This window comes from Prevotella multiformis DSM 16608 (genome assembly GCF_000191065.1).
Classification (GTDB): domain Bacteria; phylum Bacteroidota; class Bacteroidia; order Bacteroidales; family Bacteroidaceae; genus Prevotella; species Prevotella multiformis.
The window spans coordinates 1,006,103-1,029,190 of sequence record NZ_GL872283.1 but is presented as its reverse complement, the minus strand read 5'-3'; the positions used below and the strand labels follow the sequence as shown (position 1 = coordinate 1,029,190).

16 protein-coding genes and 5 tRNA genes are annotated in these 23,088 nt (G+C 51.3%); 10 read left to right on the top strand and 11 right to left on the bottom strand.

From position 1 onward, the window contains the following. The first annotated feature begins 286 nt into the window (after positions 1 to 286). The 4 genes from HMPREF9141_RS09475 (at position 287) to HMPREF9141_RS09460 (ending at position 4,590) form a co-directional block, all read left to right on the top strand. Positions 287 to 1,072, top strand: a complete 786-nt coding sequence (locus tag HMPREF9141_RS09475) for a DUF481 domain-containing protein (RefSeq protein WP_007368498.1) — start codon at positions 287 to 289, stop codon at positions 1,070 to 1,072. Between the two features lie 394 nt (positions 1,073 to 1,466). Then, positions 1,467 to 2,615, top strand: coding sequence for a replication initiation protein (locus HMPREF9141_RS09470; protein WP_007368496.1), 1,149 nt, complete (start codon positions 1,467 to 1,469; stop codon positions 2,613 to 2,615). 315 nt (positions 2,616 to 2,930) lie between these two features. Beyond that, positions 2,931 to 3,878 (top strand): hypothetical protein, encoded by a 948-nt coding sequence (locus tag HMPREF9141_RS09465; RefSeq protein WP_007368494.1) that lies wholly within the window; start codon positions 2,931 to 2,933, stop codon positions 3,876 to 3,878. A gap of 10 nt (positions 3,879 to 3,888) precedes the next feature. Then, the gene (locus HMPREF9141_RS09460) at positions 3,889 to 4,590 is read left to right on the top strand and encodes a hypothetical protein (protein WP_174256071.1); all 702 of its coding nucleotides are present in this window, start codon (positions 3,889 to 3,891) and stop codon (positions 4,588 to 4,590) included. A gap of 809 nt (positions 4,591 to 5,399) precedes the next feature. Here HMPREF9141_RS09460 and HMPREF9141_RS09455 read toward each other — a convergent pair. From HMPREF9141_RS09455 to spt, 10 genes are all read right to left on the bottom strand, one after another. Further along, the gene (locus HMPREF9141_RS09455; protein WP_007368491.1) at positions 5,400 to 5,903 is read right to left on the bottom strand and encodes a 4'-phosphopantetheinyl transferase family protein; all 504 of its coding nucleotides are present in this window, start codon (positions 5,901 to 5,903) and stop codon (positions 5,400 to 5,402) included. Next, on the bottom strand, positions 5,887 to 7,206 hold the full coding sequence (gene gldE, locus HMPREF9141_RS09450) for a gliding motility-associated protein GldE (RefSeq protein ID WP_007368490.1): 1,320 nt from the start codon (positions 7,204 to 7,206) through the stop codon (positions 5,887 to 5,889). The genes HMPREF9141_RS09455 and gldE overlap by 17 nt, the downstream gene beginning before the upstream one ends. Beyond that, complete coding sequence (locus HMPREF9141_RS09445) at positions 7,206 to 7,613, bottom strand: single-stranded DNA-binding protein (RefSeq protein WP_007368489.1); 408 nt, start codon at positions 7,611 to 7,613, stop codon at positions 7,206 to 7,208. Before HMPREF9141_RS09445 ends, gldE begins: the two co-directional genes overlap by 1 nt. Positions 7,614 to 7,643: 30 nt before the next feature. Next, positions 7,644 to 8,183 (bottom strand): hypothetical protein, encoded by a 540-nt coding sequence (locus HMPREF9141_RS09440; protein ID WP_007368488.1) that lies wholly within the window; start codon positions 8,181 to 8,183, stop codon positions 7,644 to 7,646. Positions 8,184 to 8,218: 35 nt separating this feature from the next. Then, positions 8,219 to 8,291 (bottom strand) — tRNA-Gly (locus tag HMPREF9141_RS09435). A gap of 38 nt (positions 8,292 to 8,329) precedes the next feature. After that, a tRNA-Leu gene (locus HMPREF9141_RS09430) sits at positions 8,330 to 8,413 on the bottom strand. A 29-nt stretch (positions 8,414 to 8,442) separates the two neighbouring features. Continuing rightward, positions 8,443 to 8,524 (bottom strand) — tRNA-Leu (locus HMPREF9141_RS09425). Positions 8,525 to 8,570: 46 nt separating this feature from the next. Next, positions 8,571 to 8,643: transfer RNA gene (locus HMPREF9141_RS09420), tRNA-Gly, on the bottom strand. Between the two features lie 40 nt (positions 8,644 to 8,683). Further along, positions 8,684 to 8,757, bottom strand: a tRNA-Pro gene (locus HMPREF9141_RS09415). Positions 8,758 to 9,253: 496 nt separating this feature from the next. Further along, a complete protein-coding gene (gene spt, locus HMPREF9141_RS09405) occupies positions 9,254 to 10,444 on the bottom strand; it encodes a serine palmitoyltransferase (RefSeq protein ID WP_007368485.1) in 1,191 nt (396 codons plus the stop codon). 196 nt (positions 10,445 to 10,640) lie between these two features. Between spt and HMPREF9141_RS09400 the strand changes: the two genes are divergently transcribed. The 6 genes from HMPREF9141_RS09400 (at position 10,641) to HMPREF9141_RS09375 (ending at position 19,492) form a co-directional block, all read left to right on the top strand. Then, positions 10,641 to 11,672: a diacylglycerol/lipid kinase family protein gene (locus HMPREF9141_RS09400; protein ID WP_007368484.1), complete on the top strand. Its 1,032-nt coding sequence runs from the start codon at positions 10,641 to 10,643 to the stop codon at positions 11,670 to 11,672. Between the two features lie 202 nt (positions 11,673 to 11,874). Next, the gene (locus tag HMPREF9141_RS09395; RefSeq protein ID WP_040554771.1) at positions 11,875 to 12,573 is read left to right on the top strand and encodes a tRNA1(Val) (adenine(37)-N6)-methyltransferase; all 699 of its coding nucleotides are present in this window, start codon (positions 11,875 to 11,877) and stop codon (positions 12,571 to 12,573) included. 314 nt (positions 12,574 to 12,887) lie between these two features. Continuing rightward, complete coding sequence (gene lon, locus HMPREF9141_RS09390; protein WP_007368482.1) at positions 12,888 to 15,356, top strand: endopeptidase La; 2,469 nt, start codon at positions 12,888 to 12,890, stop codon at positions 15,354 to 15,356. After that, positions 15,353 to 16,480 (top strand): tRNA guanosine(34) transglycosylase Tgt, encoded by a 1,128-nt coding sequence (tgt, locus tag HMPREF9141_RS09385; RefSeq protein ID WP_007368481.1) that lies wholly within the window; start codon positions 15,353 to 15,355, stop codon positions 16,478 to 16,480. Before lon ends, tgt begins: the two co-directional genes overlap by 4 nt. An 11-nt stretch (positions 16,481 to 16,491) precedes the next feature. After that, the gene (locus HMPREF9141_RS09380) at positions 16,492 to 17,709 is read left to right on the top strand and encodes an LptF/LptG family permease (protein ID WP_007368480.1); all 1,218 of its coding nucleotides are present in this window, start codon (positions 16,492 to 16,494) and stop codon (positions 17,707 to 17,709) included. A 64-nt stretch (positions 17,710 to 17,773) separates the two neighbouring features. Further along, the gene (locus tag HMPREF9141_RS09375; RefSeq protein ID WP_007368479.1) at positions 17,774 to 19,492 is read left to right on the top strand and encodes a DEAD/DEAH box helicase; all 1,719 of its coding nucleotides are present in this window, start codon (positions 17,774 to 17,776) and stop codon (positions 19,490 to 19,492) included. A gap of 674 nt (positions 19,493 to 20,166) precedes the next feature. Here HMPREF9141_RS09375 and ppdK read toward each other — a convergent pair. Then, positions 20,167 to 22,890, bottom strand: a complete 2,724-nt coding sequence (gene ppdK, locus HMPREF9141_RS09370) for a pyruvate, phosphate dikinase (RefSeq protein WP_007368478.1) — start codon at positions 22,888 to 22,890, stop codon at positions 20,167 to 20,169. Positions 22,891 to 23,088 lie beyond the last annotated feature (198 nt).

Genomic DNA, 23,088 nt, shown 5'->3' with positions numbered 1-23,088 from the left:
TTCCTTCCTGAAGAGCATGACAGGCTGTACACCTTGAAAGAGAAAGCCGGAGGTGGCGCATGAAGGTAAAAGAGCCACAAGAATCCGGCAGATGTTCAACTGTATCAATACGCCGACGGGGATTTTCAGAACAGGCTTATCTTGAATTATCAGACAGGCGGACGTTTCCTTCACCATCAGGACCGACGGGTCTGACTGCTTTTTCCACAGCACAGTTTCAGGACAGACGGGTGTGTCTGTCCTTATATTTCAATGAACTTCATATTCTCTAAGAAAACAAAGAACAATGACAAAAAAAACACTCTTCTCTTTATTATCCGCACTCTTGTTTCATCTCCCCTCTTATTCGCAAATGCTTTTTTCGGAGAATCTGACGATGGATATAGACAGCACGAAGACCATACAGGGGTCTCTGCAGCCGGTACTCGACTTCAAGACCGAAAAGGAAAACGTACTAACACTCAAGAATACCGCCAATCTCAACCTGCTGATCAGGCGCAAGCGTGTCATCAACCTGATCAACAAACTGGAGTTCTCGACCTATGGCAAGAAGGCGACCGTCAGCGGCGGTTACGTACATGTTGAATACCGCTATCTGTTAAGCCGTGCCTTTGAAATCTATCCTTACGCAGAATCACAGTGGGCTGAGAGCCGGGGGATGGAGTATAAGATCTCTACCGGACTACAGTCGCGCTATCGGCTGGTGAATAAAGAGAAGTTCCTCATGTTTGCCGCAGTGGGACTGTTCTACGAGTTTGAGAAATGGGATGATCCCTCTCCGAATCCTGCCCGGCTGCACGCTTACAGCCGCAGCATCAAGAGCCACCTGTCAGTCAGCTGCAAGCATCATATCGGAGACCATTGGGAACTGACGACCACGGCCATCCATCAGGCAAAGCCAGACAGTTACTTCAAAGCAGCACGCTTTGGCGGGGCCGTCGACATGAAATACAATATTACACCCAAGATTGGAATCAACGGCGCCTACCGCTTGATCTACGACACGAATCCTATCGTACCGATCAGGAAAACCTACACCACGGTAGAGGCCGGACTTAACATTTCGTTTTAGGAAGTCGTAGCATTGTCATCGTACATGTGACGGTGAAGCGGCCGCCGTCGGGCTGTTTACAGCGATGCGGGCCGCCTGCTGTAAGAATCGCCGTCTGTCTCTCCATAAGCCGGACGGGGGAATCCGCAGGTCACAGGGCGATGCCATGTACGCTATCCGAGAATATCCGGTGAACCGGCCGTAAACTGATAATCCCCACGCAGATCTGTCCGTCTACGTGGGGATAAGCATGTAGTATGGATAAGTCCCGGTCGGATTCCGGCCGGGTTTTATTCGGCTTTCAGAAAGTGCAGCCTATCATTTTCGTTGTTTTTAATAGTTAGTTCAAATAAAAGCAGTATCTTTGTAGCTTGAAGGATTCACAAACTACAAGACAAAGGCAAACATTGCATATATGACAACGGACAAGACAACCACACGGAAGGTTACCCGCAAGCGCGGGGCAAAGGCCCAGAAAGCTCCTTTGAAAAGCCGTACCATCTCGAACGACCTGATCCCCATAGAAGAGGAGACCTGGCTTCTGCAGCCTATCGCCGTGACGATGATGCGCCACGACTACTCCCTGATCCAGGTGAGGATTCTGGTGTCTATCGTCGAGAGTCTGCAGTCTATCCTGCATGGAATCCTGAACAACAAGCGTAGTTTCCAACTGGATCTGTTCCAGACAGACGAGCTGGATGAGGACGGCCGCATGCCTATCAAGCTCCCTTTCAAGGAGCTGGGAGTCGACCCGAACCATTATCCCCAGCTGCGCAATTCACTGAAAATGCTGGCCTCTATCCCTGTCGAAATACCTTATAAAACGGCGGAGGGAAGAAAATACACAAAGGCGACCAACCTCTGTGATGTCTATATCCCGGAGGACAGATCCTATAACAAATACGCGATCCTGAAGCTCGACCATACTGTTGCAGAGCGTCTTGTCTCCCTGGACTTCGGCTATCACCGCTTAGGGAAGCAGATTGTCTTCGCCTGCAAGAACCGTTATACACAGCGTATTTACATGTTCATCGAGTCATGGATAGACAAGGGGCGTACGGTCATCAAGACTTTGGAGTTCCGCAAGATGCTTCGTCTAGAAAACAACTACAAGAAGTTTTCCGATTTCTGTCGACGTGTCCTCGACCCGGCCATGCAGGAGCTTAAAGAACTTTCAGAGAAGGGATTCTGCGATTGCTACTTTGAGTATGGGAAGAAGTATGACCGCGGGCAGCGTGGTGGTGAACCGGACGAGCTCGTCTTTGTCATTCATCGCACGAAAGACAAGATGAACCTGCAGCTCCAGGAGATGACCCAGAACCAGCGTCGACAGTTCCAGCAGTATCTTGTACAATACTTTGACTTCACTCCGACAAATGCGAAGTCGATGGCAGAACGCATCACCGCCGAGACCTATCAGGAAGCCGTACAGAAGCTCATGAGTCTGCGTGACCGTTTCTCAAAGACCTTCGTAAAGGACAAGGCCGCCTATACTTTCAAGAGTCTGGATGAGATGTTGAAATCAAAAGAAGTACCCAATACCGTTGTTGAAGAAGTAGAATAAGAGGAAGGAAACTTCCCTTTCTATTGATCCGCTGTTCAGCGATGGAAACCGTGTATGAAGTGGAAGAGAAGATGGGAAATTCCCCTTTATTAATCTGCTGTTCAGCGATGGAAAATGTGTACGAAGTGGAAGGAAAGAAAGAAACTTCCCCTTTTCAGGGTCAGTTGCTCTGTAATGGGTGTTGTGGAACAGATGGGTATGAAATGTAGGAACTTCCCCTTGCAGAATAGGAATTTACCTACATGAAATTTGAAGCCAAACGGCTATTTTTGCATCAGACAGACAACAGAAATAGTCACTTTAAAGGTTACAGATATGAAAAAGAAAGTTCTCTATACGTTGATCGGGGGCTTCACAGCCCTTTCGCTGACTTCCTGTGGCACATTCTTCTCTATAGGAGGAGGAATTGGCGGACCGATGGCTTCATCAGGTGCAGTTTATGATGACGGTTACAATGTGGAATATGGAAGCAGTTACGGCAGGCTGTCTTATGAGGATGCCCGCCGGGAGGCATTCTTCCTTTCGGACAAGATGGCTTATGAACTCGGACTGACCGACGCACAGTATGAAGCAGTCTATGAGATAAACCTCGACTACCTTCTGAACATGCAGGGGGAAAGTTCTCTTTACGGAAGCTACTGGTCGCGACGGAACAGCGACCTGTTCTATGTGCTCAATGCCCGGCAGTATAACCATTATATAGGTGAAGACTACTTCTACCGTCCGGTCTACTGGTACAACCAGAACTACGCATACCGGGTTTATAACCGTTATACCGGACGTGATCGCTTCTACCGCTCACGTCCGGCAGACTACTTCACTTACCGTGGAGGACGCAACCAATCTGCAGAAAGTTATTATGCAGGGAGATTTGGCGACCGGCAGGGGCGACCGCCCATGACCAGCCGTTCCAGAACCGGCCGGGAAGTCTATCAGAACGACAGGGCATGGGATGCGCCACGGCAAGACGACCGGCACTACAGCTTCGGCAATGCAAGCCGGAACAGCACGGACGTCGCCTCAGACAGACATTCCAACCAGAGTTTCGGCGGTTCAAGGCAGCAGACGACAAGCCCGGTCTACCAGCCCCGACAAAGCACGGTGCCGACCCGTCAGCAACCGGACAGCAACAATGGTGTGTCTTTCGGCAATGCCTCCCGTCCATCCGCGACAAGTTCTCCCATGCCTGCAGAACAGGCTCGATCCACTCAGACACGTCCCAACATGCCGAATAACTATGGCAGCTTTGGCGGTCATAGATAAACAACAGAAAATGAGGATAAAAGATATAAACCGCTCAAGGGTAGCTTCTGCAATGGTCAGAGGCTACTTTCATGCTTTCTTTTCGGGTCAGGCTGATGCCCTGTTCACCGGTAAAAAGAAGCTGGAAGCAAAAGAATACAAACAGCTGGTGATGGACAATTTAGACCGGCTCTCACACCATTTCGTTTCCGTTCTCTTCCCTATTCTCATCCGTCTGAACTATCAGAACGTCGAGGAAGTGACCGGCGACATGAGAAAACGACATTTCTCTGATTCGACCCCGACAAAGGTTCTCTTGCGTTATGCCTGCGCCAGCAAGCCGTTGTACGACCTGATAACTTCCGAATATCAAAGACACATGTACGCTCTGCTTGAGGGACACCTCCAGTCAGCCGAGGCCTATTTTTCAGACTGCCCACCCTTGACCGATGAAGACAGCGTACCTGTCTCTCTTGCCATCCGTTCCCTTGTCCGTGTCCAGATGCAGGCTTATGCGGCCGGAATAACCTTGGCGGCTGCTGAAAACGGAAGACTGCGTCAGACCACCGTCTATCGACTGATGCTGTCGGGAATGGTCTCTCTTCTGCACGAAACGCCACTTACCTTCGAAGAAGAAAATCTGGAACTGATGTTCAGGAAAGCGGCTTTGAATTCCGACAACTTCGAGACACTGATGAATGAGATGAACCAGGCTTATGAAGATCTGATATAGCTTCTCCATAAGTTTCATGATAAACTCCAGATTCCCAAAGTAGGCTTTACGCACAAGACGGCATCCATCTTCATGAGAAGCCAAAGCGCGCATAGAGGAATGATACAGCACAAAGAACGCACTCGATCTGCAAGATGGAGTGCGTTCTTTACTCAACAAGGAAGATATACAAATGCTCATGCAACTTCTCAGTTGTACCAAATTTCTCCACCGAGTAACTGACGTACATCGGTGCATTCTTGACTGTTCTGATTCTCGAATTCATACTCATCGAAGAATTCCAAGGTCTTAGTTTCTTTCATTATAATGCCCTCCTCTTAATTAGACTAATTAGTTGATCTTTTATGTTCTATGTTAAATGACTGATACAAAGATAGGAAAAAATAAAATAAAAAGTAAGGAATTTTCCCTTATTCCCAATTATTTAAATATTTTTTATCACATCTAACTGTTTTTTGTTGTGTTTTATGCATTTTTTATTGACCAAACACTAACCCCACTTACTTTATTGAGTAAATGGGGTTCTTAACCAAATCAACAAAAATCAATCACAGATTACCAATCTTACCCTTGGCCACCAAATACATCAGAGACAGATTGAATCCTTTAGAAGGAAGCGTCCTTTCCGCAATCCGACAGCCCGGATTATCCTGAACAATCAGTTACCTTCGATGGCGTAAAGATACAAAAGGATTGATGAAAAATGCGCAATAAAATACCTTTATCCAACAAAATCGTTGGGCAAACGATTGCACCAACATCCCAAAAAACAGATGCAATCGATTGCAGACACGCATTGACGGAATGTATCAGCGCCAGGCATACGTCAGCAGGAAAGCCTGGTTCTCTTCGCACCTGAACTGAAGTGTGACATTGCGGCGGATATTCGTCATCAGTCTTTCCGTCGGACTGACTCTCATCTCCTGATACCCTAAATGGTCAGAAGAGAAGAGCTTGTACATGGTTTCCTTGGCACACCATGCGGTAAGCAACTGCCTGCAGTCTGTAAAGTTTTCATCATTCCGGAGAAACCGTGCCGCAATCCGACCGACCCGTTCGGAAACGTATTCGATATCGATTCCCACTTCATAATCCCGCGAAAGAATCACAGCGACATAACCGACGGTGTGCGAGATACTGACATGGTAAGCATCAATCACCGGTTTCCCATCCGCATTATGAAGAACGACCGGTTCATACCCCAGCAAAGCTTCCAGAACCCGAAGCTCCCCTTCCTTTTCCGCCTTTCTGCCCTTGGCTATTTCGAGCAGTCCGATACGGACCTTTCCATCCGCATCACTCGTTATTCTCACCACAGACCGTCACCTTCACCTTACTGATTCTACGCTCTTCGATGGCCAGCACCTCAAATCTGTACCGCTTATAGACGAGGACCTCATGGACAGCCGGGAAATCCCCTTTGATTTCCAACAGCAGACCTGCCAGAGAATCAGCATCGCCTGCTATATCGTCAAACTCGTCATCAGAAAGTCCCAGAATCTTCACGAAGTCGTGCAGGAGCGTCTTTCCCTCAAAGATATAGCTGTTGGGACCCAGCCGTGAATAGTGGTGTTCTTCCTCGTCGTACTCATCATTGATTTCGCCGACGATCTCTTCCAGAATATCCTCCAGCGTCACGATACCGCTCGTTCCGCCGAACTCATCCACAACGACGGCAATATGCACTTTGTTCTCCTGGAACTCTCGCAGGAGGTCGTCAATCTTCTTTGTCTCAGGGACAAAATAAGGCGGACGAATCAGGCTCTGCCACCTGAAATTCATCGGTTTGGACAGATGCGGCAGCAGGTCTTTGATATAGAGGATTCCGCGGATATTATCCTGGTTGTCCTGATAGACCGGTATCCGTGAGTAATTGTTGTCGACAATACATTTCAGCACGCCTTCATACGAGCAGCGGATATCCAGATCCACGATGTCCTGCCGCGATGTCATCACCTCTTTGGCAGTCTCATCACCGAACCGGATAATGCCCTGAAGCATCCCCTGTTCATCTTTGATGTCACTTTTGTCTGTCAGTTCCAATGCCTGTTCCAGATCATCCACCGAAAGCTGACGGTTTTCCTTCTGGATCACTTTCTCCGCAAAGGCGCCGCTCTTCAGCAGAACCGTTTCAATCGGCCAGAACAGCCGGCGGAAGAAGACGATGCCCTTTACCCCCCTGCGGCAGAATGCCAGCGGATTGGCCCTGCTATATACTTTCGGGACAATTTCGCCGAACAGCAGGAGGATGAACGTCAGGAGAATCGTCACACAGAGAAACTGCAGCCACTCTACCTTGAAGTCAAACAGACTGTCAAAGATGTAATTGCACAGCATGATAATCGCCACGTTGACAAGATTGTTCGTGATGAGAATCGTCGCCAATGTGCGTTCGCTGTCCTCCCTGAGCTGCCGGATAAGCTGGTCGGAGGGACGCTTGTCCGGATCCAATGCGTCGACATCCGCAGGAGACAGACTGAAAAAAGCTATTTCAGAGGCGCTGGCAAAAGCAGAAAGCAAAAGAAGGAAAACCGCAAACAGGATTGCAACTACAACACTGAAATCAACAGGATTAACGCTGATATAAGAAGATATATCCACTAAAAAAGAATCCATCAGAAAGGTAATTTAGATTTCCCTGAAGTCTCGCTGGAGCTGTCGTCCACCGACTCTTCAGACTTGTTTCCGGCTTTACGGGGAGCAGACAGCCATTCAAGGCTCTCTCCATAGATTTCGGTGACATACCTGCGTTGTCCCTTCTTGTCGTCAGACGAGCAATACCGGATGCGCCCCTCTATATAAAGTTTGTCCCCTTTATGGATGTACTGTTCGGCATACTTTGCCAGCGACTTGAACAGTACGATGTTGTGCCAGTCTGTATGGTCGGGTACGGCGGTGCCGTCCGGCAGTGCAAAGCCACGTTCCGTCGTCGCCAGCGTAAACGAAGCCACGCACTGGTCGGCCTCGTAGTAGCGGATCTCCGGATCACGGCCGACATTGCCGATCAACATCACCTTATTCATAAGCAATCTATGACGAAAGGTATGTGGAATCTACTTCCACATACCTAAATATCTGAATCTGAAGTTCTTGCCTTTCGCCGACGGGAACTGGCTTCTGTTGTCGACCCGTCCTTTCAGGTACTCTACAATACGGTTGTAGCAGTCCCATCCCGACAGTGCCTTGCAGCGCGCTACAAAATGCGTGTCCCGGTATTCGTGCTTGCCCGATGCCGGAATCAGGACGACACGCTTGAAGTCGAGCTCGCCTTCATACCATCCCTCGCGTTCCTCATTGAGGTGCATGATTGCGGGACTGTCCTTGCGCGACATTCCTTCGGCGACAGGACGGAGCGCCTTCTTCTGCTTGAAATCCATCATATTGGCGGCCTCGGTCTTGATGACAATAAAATAGACGCGGGGACGGACCTTGTAGCGTTTCGGGTAGAAGACATCATTCGATGCATAGTTCCTGATGTCCTCTTCCAGTTCCGGCGTAAGCTGGATATCAGGAATTGAACTCAGAAAATCCAAGGCCTCTTCAACAGTATGCACTAATACTTCATTGTCGAAATATCGCAGATATAAATTCATAAAGAAAATGCTAAGTATGTTTCTCTTCAAAAAAGAGCGGCAAACGAGACTCGAACTCGCGACCCCGACCTTGGCAAGGTCGTGCTCTACCAACTGAGCTATTGCCGCATCAACCGTAAGTAACAACTTACCCTGAACGAATTATGTGAAGAGGAGGAGACTCGAACTCCCACGAAACAATTTTCACTACCCCCTCAAAGTAGCGCGTCTACCAATTCCGCCACCTCTCCAACATATTTCTGACATTCTGAAAACATTGTGCCCAGAACAGGACTCGAACCTGCACGTCGTAAAACACACGCACCTGAAACGTGCGCGTCTACCAATTCCGCCACCTGGGCATGATGCTAGAAGCAAAACTTCTATATGTATTCCAGAATGTCAATGAGCGGCAAACGAGACTCGAACTCGCGACCCCGACCTTGGCAAGGTCGTGCTCTACCAACTGAGCTATTGCCGCATTTTAACGCTTTCCCCTTCTCTAAAGGGCCAGATTGAGGTCGGGGCGACAGGATTCGAACCTGCGGCCGCCTGGTCCCAAACCAGGAGCGCTACCGGGCTGCGCTACACCCCGCTGCTTTTTTCCGGATGAGCAAGCTCATTTCCGAATTGCGAGTGCAAAGGTAGTACTTATTTCTGACACCGCCAAACTTTTCCTCTCTTTTTTTCAACAAATATCGTCACACTGCATTCTGCCAAGTGCTCCTTCCTGTCATGGGAATACGGACTCTGCGCTGATAAAACCTTGATTGTCAAAGAGGAGATCCCGACCGGCCTCCGTCTGATCTGCAGACCGGACATGGCCGGCACAGGCATCCTTGAAAGGCAGGACGGGACTTGATGCAACCGGATCCGTCCACGTCTGCTCCATGGCCGCTGCCGCAACAGCTTGTTCCCCGCTGCCGGGAATCGCATTCCCAACGGCCGGGAACAGGAGTCCCAACACCTGGGAACAGGATTCCCGACCGGTTGGGAACCGTCGTCCCAAACAGCCGGAAACAGAAAAGCGGAGAGTCTGCTCCTGCTGAAACAGTCCCTCCGCCTCTTTTGTATTGCGTTCTCTTATCTTTTTACCGGATGATGCCCTGTGCCCTGAATATCTTAGCCAGTGCCTGTACACCCCGTTCGACCTGCTCTTCGGTGTGGGTTGCCATCAGGGCGAAACGTACCAGCGTGTCCTGCGGCGCACAGGCCGGAGGGATGACCGGATTGATGAATACCCCTGCCTCGTAAGCCAGTTTGGTGACAAGGAAAGTCTTGTCTATGTCACGGACATAGAGCGGGATGATCGGGCTTTCCGTGTCCCCGATCTCAAAGCCCTCTTCCTTGAACCGTCTCAAGGCATAGCGGGTGACCTTCCACAGGTGTTCGATACGTTCCGGCTCCTGCTCTATGATGTGCAAGGCCTCCAATGCAGCCGCAGTGGCGGCAGGAGTATTGCTTGCAGAGAAGATATATGTACGGCAGGTATGGCGCAGATAATTGATCGTATCTTTGTCGCTGGCAATGAAACCGCCGATGGAAGCCAGGCTCTTCGAGAATGTCCCCATGATGAGGTCGACCTCATCCGTCAGCCCGAAATGGTCGCAGACCCCTCTTCCCTGGCGGCCGAAGACACCCAGTCCGTGTGCCTCGTCCACCATGACGGAGCAGTTGTACTTATGCTTCAGTTCGACGATTGCCGGCAGGTTTGCAAGGTCGCCCTCCATGGAGAACACGCCGTCCACGACAATCAGCTTGACAGCCTCGCGGGGAAGTTTCTGGAGCACGCGCTCCAGGTCTTCCATGTCATTATGCTTGTAATGCAGCTGGGTGGCGAAACTCAGCCGGCGGCCGTCTACGATACTTGCATGGTCGCGGTCGTCACAGATAATATAATCGCCCCGGCCGACGACTACGGCAAGGACACCGGCGTTCACAGAGAAGCCTGTGGAGAAGACAAGAGCCTCGTCTTTTCCCTCAAAGGCCGCCAGCTCCTTCTCCAGCTGCACGTGGAGGTCGAGCGTACCATTCAGGAAGCGGCTACCGGCACAGCCAGAGCCGTACTTGTCAAGGGCACGGTGTGCGGCGGCAATCACCCGCGGGTCGTTCGGCAGCCCCGTGTAGGCGTTCGACCCGAACATGAGAATCTCATTGCCGTCAATATCTGTGACTTCTGTTCCTTGCTTACTGGTAATCTCACGGAAGTAAGGGTAGACGCCTGCCTTCATGAACTTCTGCGGATCGCGGTAGCTTTTGTACTTGTCTTGTAACTGTCCCATTATATTCAATAAGGTGTAGCCAATGGCCACATAAAATTATTTTTCAGGCTGCAAAGTTACTAATTTAGAATGACAAAACGGATATTTTGATTGGAAAAGTGTTTTTTAAAGTTTTTTTCACCCATATCCACCAAGGATATAGCCGATAAATACGTATCTTTGTCCGGACAAACCATGCGCTGATGAATTTGGCACAATGAATAAGAAAAATCTCATTTTCATCCTCAATCCCATATCGGGGACCGTCAGCAAAGCCGGTATCCCCGGCCTGATAGAAGAACGGCTCGACAAGGAGAAATTTGACTACCGCATTGCTGAAACGAAATATGCCGGCCATGCCACGGAACTTGCACGGGAAGCGGCGCGGGAAGGCACCGACATCGTCGTCGCCGTGGGCGGAGACGGCACGGTCAACGAAGTCGGCAGAGCACTTGCCAGCACAGAGACCGCCATGGGAATACTGCCCTGCGGATCGGGGAATGGCCTCGCAAGGCACCTGAACCTGCCGATGAACCTGAAGAAGTGCATCGACATCCTCAACGCCTGCGAAGTGCATACACTCGACTACGGCGTCATCAACGGGCATCCTTTCTTCTGCACCTGCGGGATGGGCTTCGATGCCTTCATCTCCATGAAGTTTGCGGAGGCCGGCAAGCGGGGACCCATCACCTATATGCAGAAGATCCTCGAGGAAGGACTGACCTACAAGCCCGAGACCTACGAGATAGAGGACGAAGAGGGGACGCACAGCTACAAGGCTTTCCTCGTCTCGGCAGCTAATGCCTCGCAGTACGGCAACAATGCCTACATCGCCCCGCAGGCTTCCATGAGCGACGGACTGCTCGACATTATCGTCATGGAGCCTTTCGACCTCATTGACGCTCCCCAGGTAGCCATAGAACTCTTCAACAAGACGCTGGACAAGAATCTGAAGATAAAGACTTTCAGAGCCTCGCACATCCATATCCGCAGGAAAAAGGAAGGATACATCCATTATGACGGCGACCCGGTCATGACAGGTGCCGACGTGGACATCTCCATCGTCCCCAAGGGCATCAACATCGTGGTGAACCCCACGGGGAACAAAGACTACCGGCAGCCGAATATCGTGCAGACGGCCTTCTCCGAGCTTTTCTACAACATCGACCTGATGCGGCAGGATATTTCAAGACAGAGCCGGAAAGTGCAGGCCCTCAACAGGAACCTGCTGCGCAAGCTGAATATCTAAGGACTGCCCCGACGGGTCGCCGGCGCATGGCGTACCGCTCCCTCCCCTATCCGACCGGCCTGCCTCCGGGCGGCAACGGTCTGTACAACCCCTCCGGGGAAAGGTCGGGCGACGGAAATGCAAGGTCTGAAGCGACCGGAAAACAAAGAGAAAAGGCCGGGCGGAGACCTTGCCTGTATTCATTTCTGATAGACTTGCCAAGATGGGCTTCACATTCAAGAAATTTCATATTACCCAGCACCGGACGGCCATGAAGGTCGGGACGGACGGTGTCCTGCTGGGAGCATGGGCGGAAGGAGGCGCACACATCCTCGATATCGGAACAGGCACAGGACTTATCGCCCTGATGATGGCACAGCGGTTTCCTTCAGCACATATTGATGCCATAGAGATGGACGAGGGGGCTTTGGCTGATGCCCGGCTCAACATCATGCGGTCGCCGTTCAAGGACAGGATAAGCGTTATCGGCGTGACACTGCAACGCTACCGGGCACAGGCAGACAGGCCATACGATGCCATTGTGTGCAATCCTCCCTATTTCATCAATTCATTAAAGAATCCCTTACAGCAGAGAGCTGCTGCAAGGCATACGGATACGCTCTCGTACGGAGAGCTTGCCCGCCATGCGGCAGGACTTCTCAAAGAGGGCGGCACACTCTCGGTGATCATCCCTGCAGAGAATAAAGGGATACTTGAACCGGAGGCGTTATTCAACGGATTGTCAATGCAGAAGACCGTGAGGATAAGGACCAAAGGGTCGAAGCCGGTAAAACGTTGTCTGTTAGAATTTACAAAGGGGATGCCGGATCATTGCACCGTGAGCGAGGAGACGCTCTCCCGGCCTGACGGCACCCGGACAGAATGGTATAAACAGCTGACAGACACCTTCTATATCCGGTAGGGCGGACGGGAAACGATACGGCAAGGCGACAGGCCACAGGCAAGCCCCGGAAAACGCTACACCGGTCTGCCGGAACGATGCCGCCAGTCAGCCCTTCCGCCCATTAGGCCTCATGCCTCTCTTCGGCTTTCTCTTCCATCGCATAGCTTACAACCCGCTCTCCGGAAGACGGCAAAATCCGATCCCCCAGAAGGGAATTATCCGCCAAAAGTGGTTTTCAGGGGCTGCCTTACATAGTTAAAGCCGTTCTATTCTTTCAGTCTTTCGGTTTTATTTTGTAACTTTGCACGCTAAAATAGGAATAAAAGAACTTTATGAAACAAAACAGCTCTATACAGATGATCACGGATTACGAGGGTGATCTGCCCGACCTGAACATACAGGTCGACGGGGAAGTCCCCATCTTCGTCACCCGTAATCTCGTGATGTTCCCGGGCATCCTCTCCCCCATCCTCGTTGGCAGGAAACCGACCTTGGAGCTCGTCAAATACCTGGAGGAGAATCCGAATGCCGTCATTGCCATTGTCAGTCAGAAGGACAGCAATGTCAATGATCCACAGGCAGACGACATCTACATGACGGGAATCTATGCCCGCTTCGTCCGCGCCTTTGACATGCCAGGGAACTATGAGGGCAACAACCGCACGGTAATCCTGCAGGGACTTGGCAAATGCCGGATCAAAGAGGTTACGGCCGTCGAACCTTTCATGAAAGGCCTCACGGCCTCCTTGCCTGAAGAACCGGAACCGAAGAAAGACACGGAGTTCTCGACAGCGGTCGAAGACATGAAGATGGTGGCAAAGGAGTATATCCACGGCAGTGACGACATTCCGGACGATTCGCAGTTCGCTCTCGACAACATCAACAATCCTGTCGTTGCCGTGAATTACGTCTGTGCGACGATGCCTTTCCCCGTAACCGACAAGATCCGACTGCTGGAAGAAAATTCCATCAAGGATCGGCTGTTTACATTGATGAAGGTGCTCAACCGTGAAATACAGTTCCAGCATCTCCGTCAGGACATCCGTTCTAAGACCCGCGAAGACCTTGACGAGCAGCAGCGTGAATACTTCCTGCACCAGCAGATCAAGAACATCAAGGAGGAACTGGGCGACGGTGACGCCGCACCCGACAAGAAGGAACTGATCGACAAGGCAAGGGACAAGAAATGGCCGGACGAGGTCGCCAAGACTTTCCAGAGAGAACTGGACAAGCTGGATACGCTGAACCCGCAAAGCCCGGACTACAGTGTGCAGGTGAACTATCTGCAGACGATGGTCAACCTGCCCTGGAACGAATATACCAAGGACGACCTCGACCTGAAACGCGCAAGGCGCATCCTGGACAAGGACCACTATGGCATGGAGAAAGTGAAGGAACGTATCCTTGAATACATCGCCGTCCTCCAGCTGCGCGGCAGTCTGAAGTCACCCATCCTCTGCCTCTACGGCCCGCCGGGGGTGGGCAAGACCAGTCTGGGAAAGAGTATTGCGGAAGCCATGAAGCGCAGGTATGTACGCGTCTCTCTGGGCGGACTGCATGACGAGTCCGAAATCAGGGGGCATCGCAAGACCTATATCGGCGCCATGCCCGGACGCATCATCAAGAACATCCAGAAAGCGGGCTCTTCAAACCCCGTGTTCATCCTCGACGAGATAGACAAGGTCACTCAGAACACCATCAATGGTGATCCGTCGTCCGCCCTGCTGGAGGTGCTCGACCCCGAACAGAACTCTGCCTTCCATGACAACTACCTCGACATGGATTACGACCTGTCGAAGGTGCTGTTCATCGCAACGGCCAACGACCTCAACACCATTCCCCGCCCCCTGCTCGACCGCATGGAACTGATAGAGGTGTCAGGCTATATCACGGAAGAGAAGATAGAGATTGCCAAGCGTCATCTGATTCCCAAGGAACTTGAGAACACCGGTCTGGACCAGTTGGAAGAGAAACCGAAGTTCGCCAAGGCTACCTTGGAAAAGATCATTGAAAGCTATACCCGTGAGAGCGGTGTGCGCCAGCTGGAGAAGCAGATCAACAAAGCCATGCGCAAGCTGGCTTACAGACAGGCCTTGGACGGGCAGCTGCCTTATACGAAGATCACGCCGGACAAGCTGGAGGACCTGCTGGGCAAGCCGCCTTTCACACGCGACATCTACCAGGGGAACAAGTATGCCGGTGTCGTGACAGGACTTGCATGGACCAGTGTCGGTGGTGAGATTCTTTTCATCGAGACCTCGCTTTCAAAGGGAAAAGCCGGCAAGCTGACGCTGACAGGAAATCTCGGCGATGTGATGAAGGAGTCGGCCGTCATTGCACTGGAGTATGTCAAGGCGCATATTGATGCGCTCGGTGTCGACCACCGCATCTTTGAACAATGGAACATCCACATCCATGTGCCGGAAGGGGCCACCCCGAAGGACGGGCCGTCAGCGGGCATCACCATTGCGACAAGTATTGCCTCGGCACTCACACAGCGCAAGGTCCGCAAGAACACGGCCATGACGGGTGAGATAACCTTGCGTGGAAAAGTATTGCCGGTCGGCGGTATCAAGGAGAAGATTCTGGCTGCCAAGCGGGCCGGCATCACCGACATTGTCATGTGTTCAGAGAACAGGAAAGACATTGAGGAGATACCTGAAGTCTATCGCAAGGGACTGGAATTCCATTTCGTAGAGAACATCCAGCAGGTATGGGACTTTGCATTGACCGATGAGAAAGTCAATCACCCGGTAGAGTTCACCATTACTGAAGACAAGAAAGAGAGCATCAAAAAATGACATTTGAATTACAGCATACGGATACTGCCAGTGAGGCCCGGACAGGTGTCATTACGACCGACCACGGACAGATAAGGACGCCAGTCTTCATGCCTGTCGGTACTGTCGGCTCTGTAAAAGGGGTACACTTTGAGGAACTGCGCCGGCAGGTCAAGGCACAGATCATCCTCGGCAACACTTATCATCTTTATCTGCGGCCGGGACTGGATATACTCCGGGCGGCCGGAGGTCTGCATGGCTTCAATGGCTGGGAGCGTCCCATCCTGACCGACTCGGGCGGTTTTCAGGTGTTCTCGCTGACGGGTATTCGCAAACTGACGGAGGAAGGCTGTGAGTTCAGAAGCCATATCGACGGTTCCAGACATATCTTCACCCCAGAGAATGTCATGGATACCGAACGTGTCATCGGTGCTGACATCATGATGGCACTGGATGAATGCCCTCCCGGCAAGAGCGACTATGCCTATGCCAAGAAGAGCCTGGGACTGACGCAGCGCTGGCTGGACCGCTGTATCAGACGGTTCAATGAGACAGAGCCTCTCTATGGTTACAAGCAGAGTCTCTTTCCGATCGTGCAGGGGTGTACCTACAAGGATCTGCGGCGTGAGGCAGCCCGGTTCGTGGCAGACAAGGGGGCAGACGGCAATGCCATCGGCGGTCTGGCAGTCGGCGAACCGACGGAAGTGATGTACGAGATGATCGAGGTGGTCAATGAAATCCTGCCTAAAGACAAGCCCCGTTATCTGATGGGTGTCGGCACACCGCAGAACATCCTGGAGGCGATTGAGCGGGGAGTGGATATGTTCGACTGTGTCATGCCGACCCGTAACGGCCGTAATGCCATGCTCTTCACCTACGACGGCACGATGAACATGAAGAACAAGAAATGGGAAGATGACTTCTCGCCGATAGACCCCGGAGGCTGTGACGTGGATCTGGTGACAAGCAAGGCCTATCTCCACCACCTTTTCAAGGCCGGGGAACTGCTTGCCATGCAGATTGCCAGCATCCACAATCTGGCCTTCTACCTCCGTCTCGTGACGGATGCGCGGACGCATATCGAGCAAGGCGACTTCGTGCAGTGGAAGGCCTCCGTCATCGACCAGCTGGGAAGAAGAATCTAAGGAGAAGTGAAATGAGTAAGGTCAAAAAGATTGTTGACATAACAGGCCGGTTCGTCCGGCTCTCCGGACAACACGCTGCCGGACACCTGCCCTTTCTGAAGAAGATCGGACATGTGCTTCGTCTGCTCTCCCCTACTCGTTACATCGGTATTCTGGACTGGTACATCATCAGGAAGTTCATCGGTACATATATCTATGCCATCCTGCTGATCATCTCCATTGCGATTGTATTCGACTTCAACGAGAATCTATCGAAGTTCACACAGTACCATGCACCGTGGCGGGCGATAGTATTTGACTATTACGCCAACTTCATCCCTTATTACTCAAACCTCTTTTCACCGCTGTTCGTATTCATCGCCGTCATCTTCTTCACCTCCAAGCTGGCCGGAAATTCGGAGATAATAGCCATGCTGGCGGCCGGTGTGTCGATCAAGCGGCTGATGCGTCCCTACATGATTTCATGTGTCCTCATCGCCGGGCTGACGTTCTACCTGAACAGCTTTGTCATACCTCATGGCACGGTCATCCGCCAGAACTTCGAGTCGCTTTACCGCAATTCAAAGAAGAACACATCGGCGGAGAACGTCCAGTTGTATGTTTCAAAGAACACAACGGCCTACATCCAGCATTATGACAACCAATACAAAAGGGGGTACGGGTTTTCGCTGGTGAAGATCAAAGACAAGAAGATCGTCAGTCACATGACGGCAATGGAAATCCAGTATGACACGGTTGCCGACACGAAATTCCATTGGAGACTTAGCAACTGGAAGACAAGAACCCTCAAGGGACTGAAGGAACATATCCAGAGCGGTGCCTCAAAGGATACCGTTCTGCTTATGGAGCCTACCGACCTTGTCTATTCCAAGGGACAGCAGGAGACCTTCACTTCGCCGGAACTGCTGGATTATATCTCCAAGCAGACAAGCCGCGGGTCAGGCAATGTGGTGCAGTATGAGGTGGAGTTCCACAAGCGCATAGCCATGTCGTTCTCGTCCTTCATCCTCACCATCATCGGTCTGTCTCTCTCTTCCCGCAAGCGCAAGGGCGGCATGGGACTGTATCTGGGCATCGGCCTGGCATTGAGTTTCAGCTACATCATGCTTCAGACAGTATCTTCCACCTTTGCCATCCAGTCGGACACACCGCCGCTTCTGGCAGCATGGATACCGAACATTATCTTTGCCGTCATCGCCTACTTCTGCTACCGCCATGCGCCGAGCTGATCAGGCATATAGAACAAAACGAATTAAGAACAACCCTTTGTGAAGAAGGGAAAAACAGTAGAATATGTATTTTGAAGATTTAGATTTAAACGATAACGTACTCGACGCACTCTATGACATGCGTTTTGATGAATGCACACCGGTTCAGGAGAAGTGCATTCCGGAGATTCTGAAAGGGAAGGATGTATTGGGCGTTGCCCAGACAGGAACGGGCAAGACAGCGGCCTACCTTCTTCCGGTTCTTTCCAAACTGGCCGATGGCGGCTACCCGGAGTCGGCCATCAACTGCGTCATCATGTCGCCGACCCGGGAGCTGGCACAGCAGATCGATCAGGCCATGCAGGGTTTCGCCTACTATCTTGACGGTGTGTCATGCGTTGCTGTCTATGGCGGCAACGACGGCAACCGCTACGATCAGGAACTGAAGAGCCTGTCGCTCGGAGCCGATGTCGTCATCGCGACACCGGGACGCTTCATTTCCCACATCTCTCTTGGCAATGTCGATCTGTCCAAGGTGAGCTTCTTCATTCTCGACGAGGCCGACCGCATGCTCGACATGGGATTCTCCGAAGATATCATGACTATTGCCAAGAAGCTGCCGGCCTCCTGCCAGACGATCATGTTCTCGGCCACAATGCCGAAAAAGATTGAAGAACTGGCCAAGACACTGCTGAAGAATCCTGTAGAGATAAAACTGGCAGTCAGCAAACCGGCAGAGAAAATCCATCAGATGGCATACGTGTGCTACGAGACACAGAAGATCGGCATCATCAAGGACATCTTCAAGGCAGGCGACCTCAAGCGTGTCATCATCTTCTCTGGATCGAAGCAGAAAGTGAAGCAGATCGCAGCATCGTTGAGCCGCAAACACATCAACTGCGGAGAAATGCACTCCGATCTCGACCAGGAACAGCGCAACGACGTGATGTTCAAGTTCAAGAGCGGCCAGATAGATGTTCTGGTGGCTACGGACATCGTGGCACGTGGCATCGACATCGACGATATCACCATGGTCATCAACTATGATGTGCCGCACGATGCCGAGGATTATGTCCACCGCATCGGCCGTACGGCCCGTGCCGACCGTGACGGAAAGGCCATCACCTTCGTGAGTGTCGATGACATCTATTATTTCCAGCAGATAGAAGCCTTCCTGGAGAAAGAAATAGAGAAGATCCCGCTCCCTGAAGAACTTGGCGAAGGTCCGGAATACAAAAGCAACGGGAAGCCGAAGAGAGGAAGCTCTGCCAAGAGCCGTCGCAGAAAAGACCGTGACCAGCAGAGCCACAAGGACAAGAAACAAGGCGGCAACAAGCAGCGCAGCCGGCGCCCGACGGCACAGGACCAGAATGTTTCCGATGACCGCAATACTGACAAGCAGGAACGCGAGACATCCGACAGGCAGAACGGTAACAAACAGAAACAGCAGGAGAACAGACCGGAGGCAACTGAGGAGAAGTCCGGAGACAAAAAGAACGGCCGACAGTCAAAAGGCAGACAGCAGGATCGGCAGCCGAAGGCCGACAAGGAGAAGCGTACCGGCAGAAAGCCTGCCAGCAGCAGGGATGCTGCCGAAAAGAATACCGCCCAGCAGGCAAAGAAACCGAACAGCAGACACAAGAAGCGCAACAACCGGCAGCGGACACCAGAAGAGAAAGCCGTAAGACGGAGCACCAAGTATGACATCCGTGAAGAACTGCCGACAGCTTCCAAAAACGGCTCTGGGCTGAAGGCACTTATCAAGAAGCCTCTGAAGTGGCTTCGTGGATTCGGCAAGAGATAAGCATAAAGCGACAATCCGAGCATCATGCCCGTAACCACTTGAACCTTGGTTACGGGCTTTTTCATATCGTGAAACCTCCGCCGAACTCCCTTACACGAGATGCTCGAGAGGTGTAGGTTGTTGATGATCATATATATGGCTTTGAGACAAATAGAGCTTTGCAGAGGTCTTATCGTGAACAGGAACCGCCCGTGCAAGGAGAAGGTCTGAGCGCACATCGGCCGGTTTCCCACAGTACACCGGTCTGCCTGCTCTTCTCCCTCATCCGGTTCCTGTCTAAATGACAACCAGTCATTGTACATCCGTCTGATAAACCCAAATCAATCATTAGATTAAATCGATTTCATTTTTACCAAAAAACGTCGAGTACACGCAAATAGTCAGCTTACCATACACCTTTCAGACAGCAGAAGAATATCTTTGTAACTGTTTGCTTTTGAAAATCTCTAATGACCGATTTGGGGTAAGCAGACTTACAGATGCACAACAAAGAAGTCCGTTTCTTTTCTTACAGACTGGAATCCGTGAAGAAAGCCTCCACCCAGATACATTCCCCCTACATATAATCAATGATGTATAAGGAAAAATGGACATTCTTCCCTTTACGAAATTAGGCTGCAACCCCTTGTTTTAATAAGGAGTCACAGCCCAATACACTGTATTGTAAGAAATCACTACATTTCTTCCACTGCTGCCTGCGCCGCTGCAAGTCTTGCAATCGGCACACGGAATGGAGAGCAGCTCACGTAATTGAGTCCTACACGGTGACAGAACTTGACAGAACTGGGCTCACCGCCATGCTCACCGCAGATGCCACATTTAAGGTTCTTGCGCGTCTTACGTCCTTTCTCAACGGCCATCTTGATCAGCTGACCGACACCTTTCTGGTCAAGAACCTGGAACGGGTCGACATCAAGGATCTTCTTCTCAAGATAGCTTGGCAGGAAGCTGGCAATATCATCACGACTGTATCCGAAGGTCATCTGCGTCAGGTCGTTTGTACCGAAGCTGAAGTATTCCGCCTTCTCTGCAATGACATCAGCTGTCAGGGCTGCACGTGGGATCTCAATCATCGTACCCACCTTGAACGGAACTTCCACTCCTTCTTTTTTGAAGAGTTTGCTCGCGGTCTTGCGGATGATGTGCTCCTGGACATCAAGTTCGTTGACGATGCCTACCAGCGGGACCATGATTTCCGGTTTAGGATCAAATCCCTCTTTCTTCAACTGGATAGCAGCACCAAGGATTGCCTTTGTCTGCATGGCGGTAATCTCTGGGAAAGTATTTCCCAGACGGCAGCCACGGAGTCCCAGCATTGGGTTATGTTCGGAAAGCGAGCTTACCCGCTCCTGGATAAACTGAACACTTACGCCCATTTCCTCTGCCATGGTTTCCTGGCCCTTCAGGTCGTGAGGAACAAACTCGTGCAAAGGCGGGTCAAGCAGGCGGATATTCACCGGCATGCCGTCCATACACTTCAGAATACCATAGAAATCCTGTTTCTGATAAGGCAGGAGCTTGTCAAGTGCTTTCTCACGGTCTTCGGTACTGTCAGCAAGAATCATCTCGCGCATGGCCTTGATTTTCTCATTCTCGAAGAACATATGCTCCGTACGGCAGAGGCCGATACCTACAGCACCGAAGTTGCTTGCCACCTCAGCATCGTGTGGCGTATCAGCATTGGTACGGACAACCAGCTTCGTATATTTCTTGCAGAGATTCATCAGCTCGGCGAAATCACCAGTCACCTCGGCAGGACGAGTCTTGACCTCACCGGCATAGACTTCACCTGTAGAACCGTTCAGCGAAATATAATCGCCCTCACGGATTACAGTCCCGTCGATTTCTACGGTGCGTGCCTTATAGTCTACCATGATGGCTCCTGCACCGCTGACGCAACACTTGCCCATACCACGCGCAACCACTGCAGCGTGCGAGGTCATACCGCCACGTGCAGTCAGGATACCCTCTGCAGCAGACATACCTGCAAGATCCTCCGGAGAAGTCTCGATACGTACCATGATGACCTGATGTCCATCCTCATGCCACTTTGTCGCATCATCGGCAAAGAACACGACCTGGCCGCAGGCTGCACCCGGGGAAGCCGGCAGACCGCGTGTCAGGACATGGACCTGTGTCAGCGCCTCCTTGTCGAATACAGGATGAAGAAGTTCGTCGAGCTTGTTCGGCTCGCAACGCAGGAGAGCCGTCTTCTCGTCGATCTCCCCTTCGTGAAGCAGGTCCATGGCAATCTTTACCATTGCCGTACCCGTACGCTTTCCGTTGCGTGTCTGGAGGAACCACAGCTTGCCTTCCTGTACCGTAAACTCCATATCCTGCATGTCATGGTAGTGTTTCTCCAGCTTGTCCTGAAGAGCATACAGCTGGGCGTACAGTTCAGGCATGGCCTCTTCCATCGAGGGATATTTCGTACTGCGCGTCTCCTCGTCTATATTCTGCTGTGCAGCCCAGCGGAGAGAGCCTTCCTTGGTAATCTGCTGCGGTGTACGGATGCCGGCAACGACATCCTCGCCCTGTGCGTTGATAAGATACTCTCCGTTGAAACGGTTTTCGCCGGTTGCCGCATCGCGTGAGAAGCAGACACCTGTCGCCGAGGTGTCTCCCATGTTGCCGAATACCATGGCCATGACAGTAACGGCTGTACCCCACTCCTGCGGGATGCCTTCCATCTTTCGGTAGAGAATGGCACGTTCATTCATCCAGGAGTCGAACACGGCACAGACCGCCCCCCAGAGCTGCTCCATCGGGTCGGTCGGGAAGTCCTTTCCGGTCTGCTCCTTGATTGCCTGTTTGAAGAGAACAACCAGCTGCTTCAGCTCGTCAACGGTCATTTCATTGTCGAGTTTGATGCCACGCTGTGCCTTGACCTTCTGTATAATAGCCTCAAACGGGTCGATGTCTTCCTTGTTTACCGGCTTCATGCCCAGCACCACATCACCGTACATCTGTACAAAGCGGCGATAACTGTCAAAAGCGAAACGCTCATTGCCGGTCTTCTTGGCCAATCCCTCGACGACACTGTCGTTCAGACCAAGGTTAAGAATGGTATCCATCATTCCCGGCATGGAGGCACGCGCGCCCGAACGCACACTCACGAGGAGAGGGTTGGCCGGATCACCGAACTTTGAGTTCATCAAAGTCTCGATATGTTTTACGCTCTTCTCCACATCCGCTTTCAGCAGACCCACTACAGTCTCTTTACCCTTCTCAAAATACTCGTTACATACATCGGTAGTAATTGTAAAACCCGGAGGAACCGGCACGCCGATAAGATTCATCTCGGCCAGATTGGCACCCTTGCCACCAAGGAGATTCCGCATGTCAGCCTTACCTTCTGCCTTACCGTTACCGAAGGTATAAACTCTTTTTTCGCTCATAGTTATAAAATGATAATAAATTTTAGTTATTCATCTTTAGTGCAAATATACCAAAAAACAGGTAAAGCAGCAAACTTTTTAGTGAAAATTGCTATCTTCACCTTACATTTTTGTATTGTTTGCGTACACAGAACCGATTGGGAACTGCCAAGCAACGTGCAAATAGAAAAAAAGCCGTACCTTTGTCCCGAAATACAA

Bases quoted from the DNA above. Each gene is read 5' to 3' on its own strand.
- HMPREF9141_RS09460 (WP_174256071.1), top strand. From the start codon at position 3,889: ATGAGGATAAAAGATATAAACCGCTCAAGGGTAGCTTCTGCAATGGTC.
- HMPREF9141_RS09440 (WP_007368488.1), bottom strand. From the start codon at position 8,183: ATGAATTTATATCTGCGATATTTCGACAATGAAGTATTAGTGCATACT.
- HMPREF9141_RS09395 (WP_040554771.1), top strand. From the start codon at position 11,875: ATGGGCTTCACATTCAAGAAATTTCATATTACCCAGCACCGGACGGCC.
- tgt (WP_007368481.1), top strand. From the start codon at position 15,353: ATGACATTTGAATTACAGCATACGGATACTGCCAGTGAGGCCCGGACA.
- HMPREF9141_RS09465 (WP_007368494.1), top strand. From the start codon at position 2,931: ATGAAAAAGAAAGTTCTCTATACGTTGATCGGGGGCTTCACAGCCCTT.
- HMPREF9141_RS09470 (WP_007368496.1), top strand. From the start codon at position 1,467: ATGACAACGGACAAGACAACCACACGGAAGGTTACCCGCAAGCGCGGG.
- spt (WP_007368485.1), bottom strand. From the start codon at position 10,444: ATGGGACAGTTACAAGACAAGTACAAAAGCTACCGCGATCCGCAGAAG.
- HMPREF9141_RS09375 (WP_007368479.1), top strand. From the start codon at position 17,774: ATGTATTTTGAAGATTTAGATTTAAACGATAACGTACTCGACGCACTC.
- HMPREF9141_RS09445 (WP_007368489.1), bottom strand. From the start codon at position 7,613: ATGAATAAGGTGATGTTGATCGGCAATGTCGGCCGTGATCCGGAGATC.
- HMPREF9141_RS09475 (WP_007368498.1), top strand. From the start codon at position 287: ATGACAAAAAAAACACTCTTCTCTTTATTATCCGCACTCTTGTTTCAT.
- gldE (WP_007368490.1), bottom strand. From the start codon at position 7,206: ATGGATTCTTTTTTAGTGGATATATCTTCTTATATCAGCGTTAATCCT.
- ppdK (WP_007368478.1), bottom strand. From the start codon at position 22,890: ATGAGCGAAAAAAGAGTTTATACCTTCGGTAACGGTAAGGCAGAAGGT.
- lon (WP_007368482.1), top strand. From the start codon at position 12,888: ATGAAACAAAACAGCTCTATACAGATGATCACGGATTACGAGGGTGAT.
- HMPREF9141_RS09380 (WP_007368480.1), top strand. From the start codon at position 16,492: ATGAGTAAGGTCAAAAAGATTGTTGACATAACAGGCCGGTTCGTCCGG.
- HMPREF9141_RS09400 (WP_007368484.1), top strand. From the start codon at position 10,641: ATGAATAAGAAAAATCTCATTTTCATCCTCAATCCCATATCGGGGACC.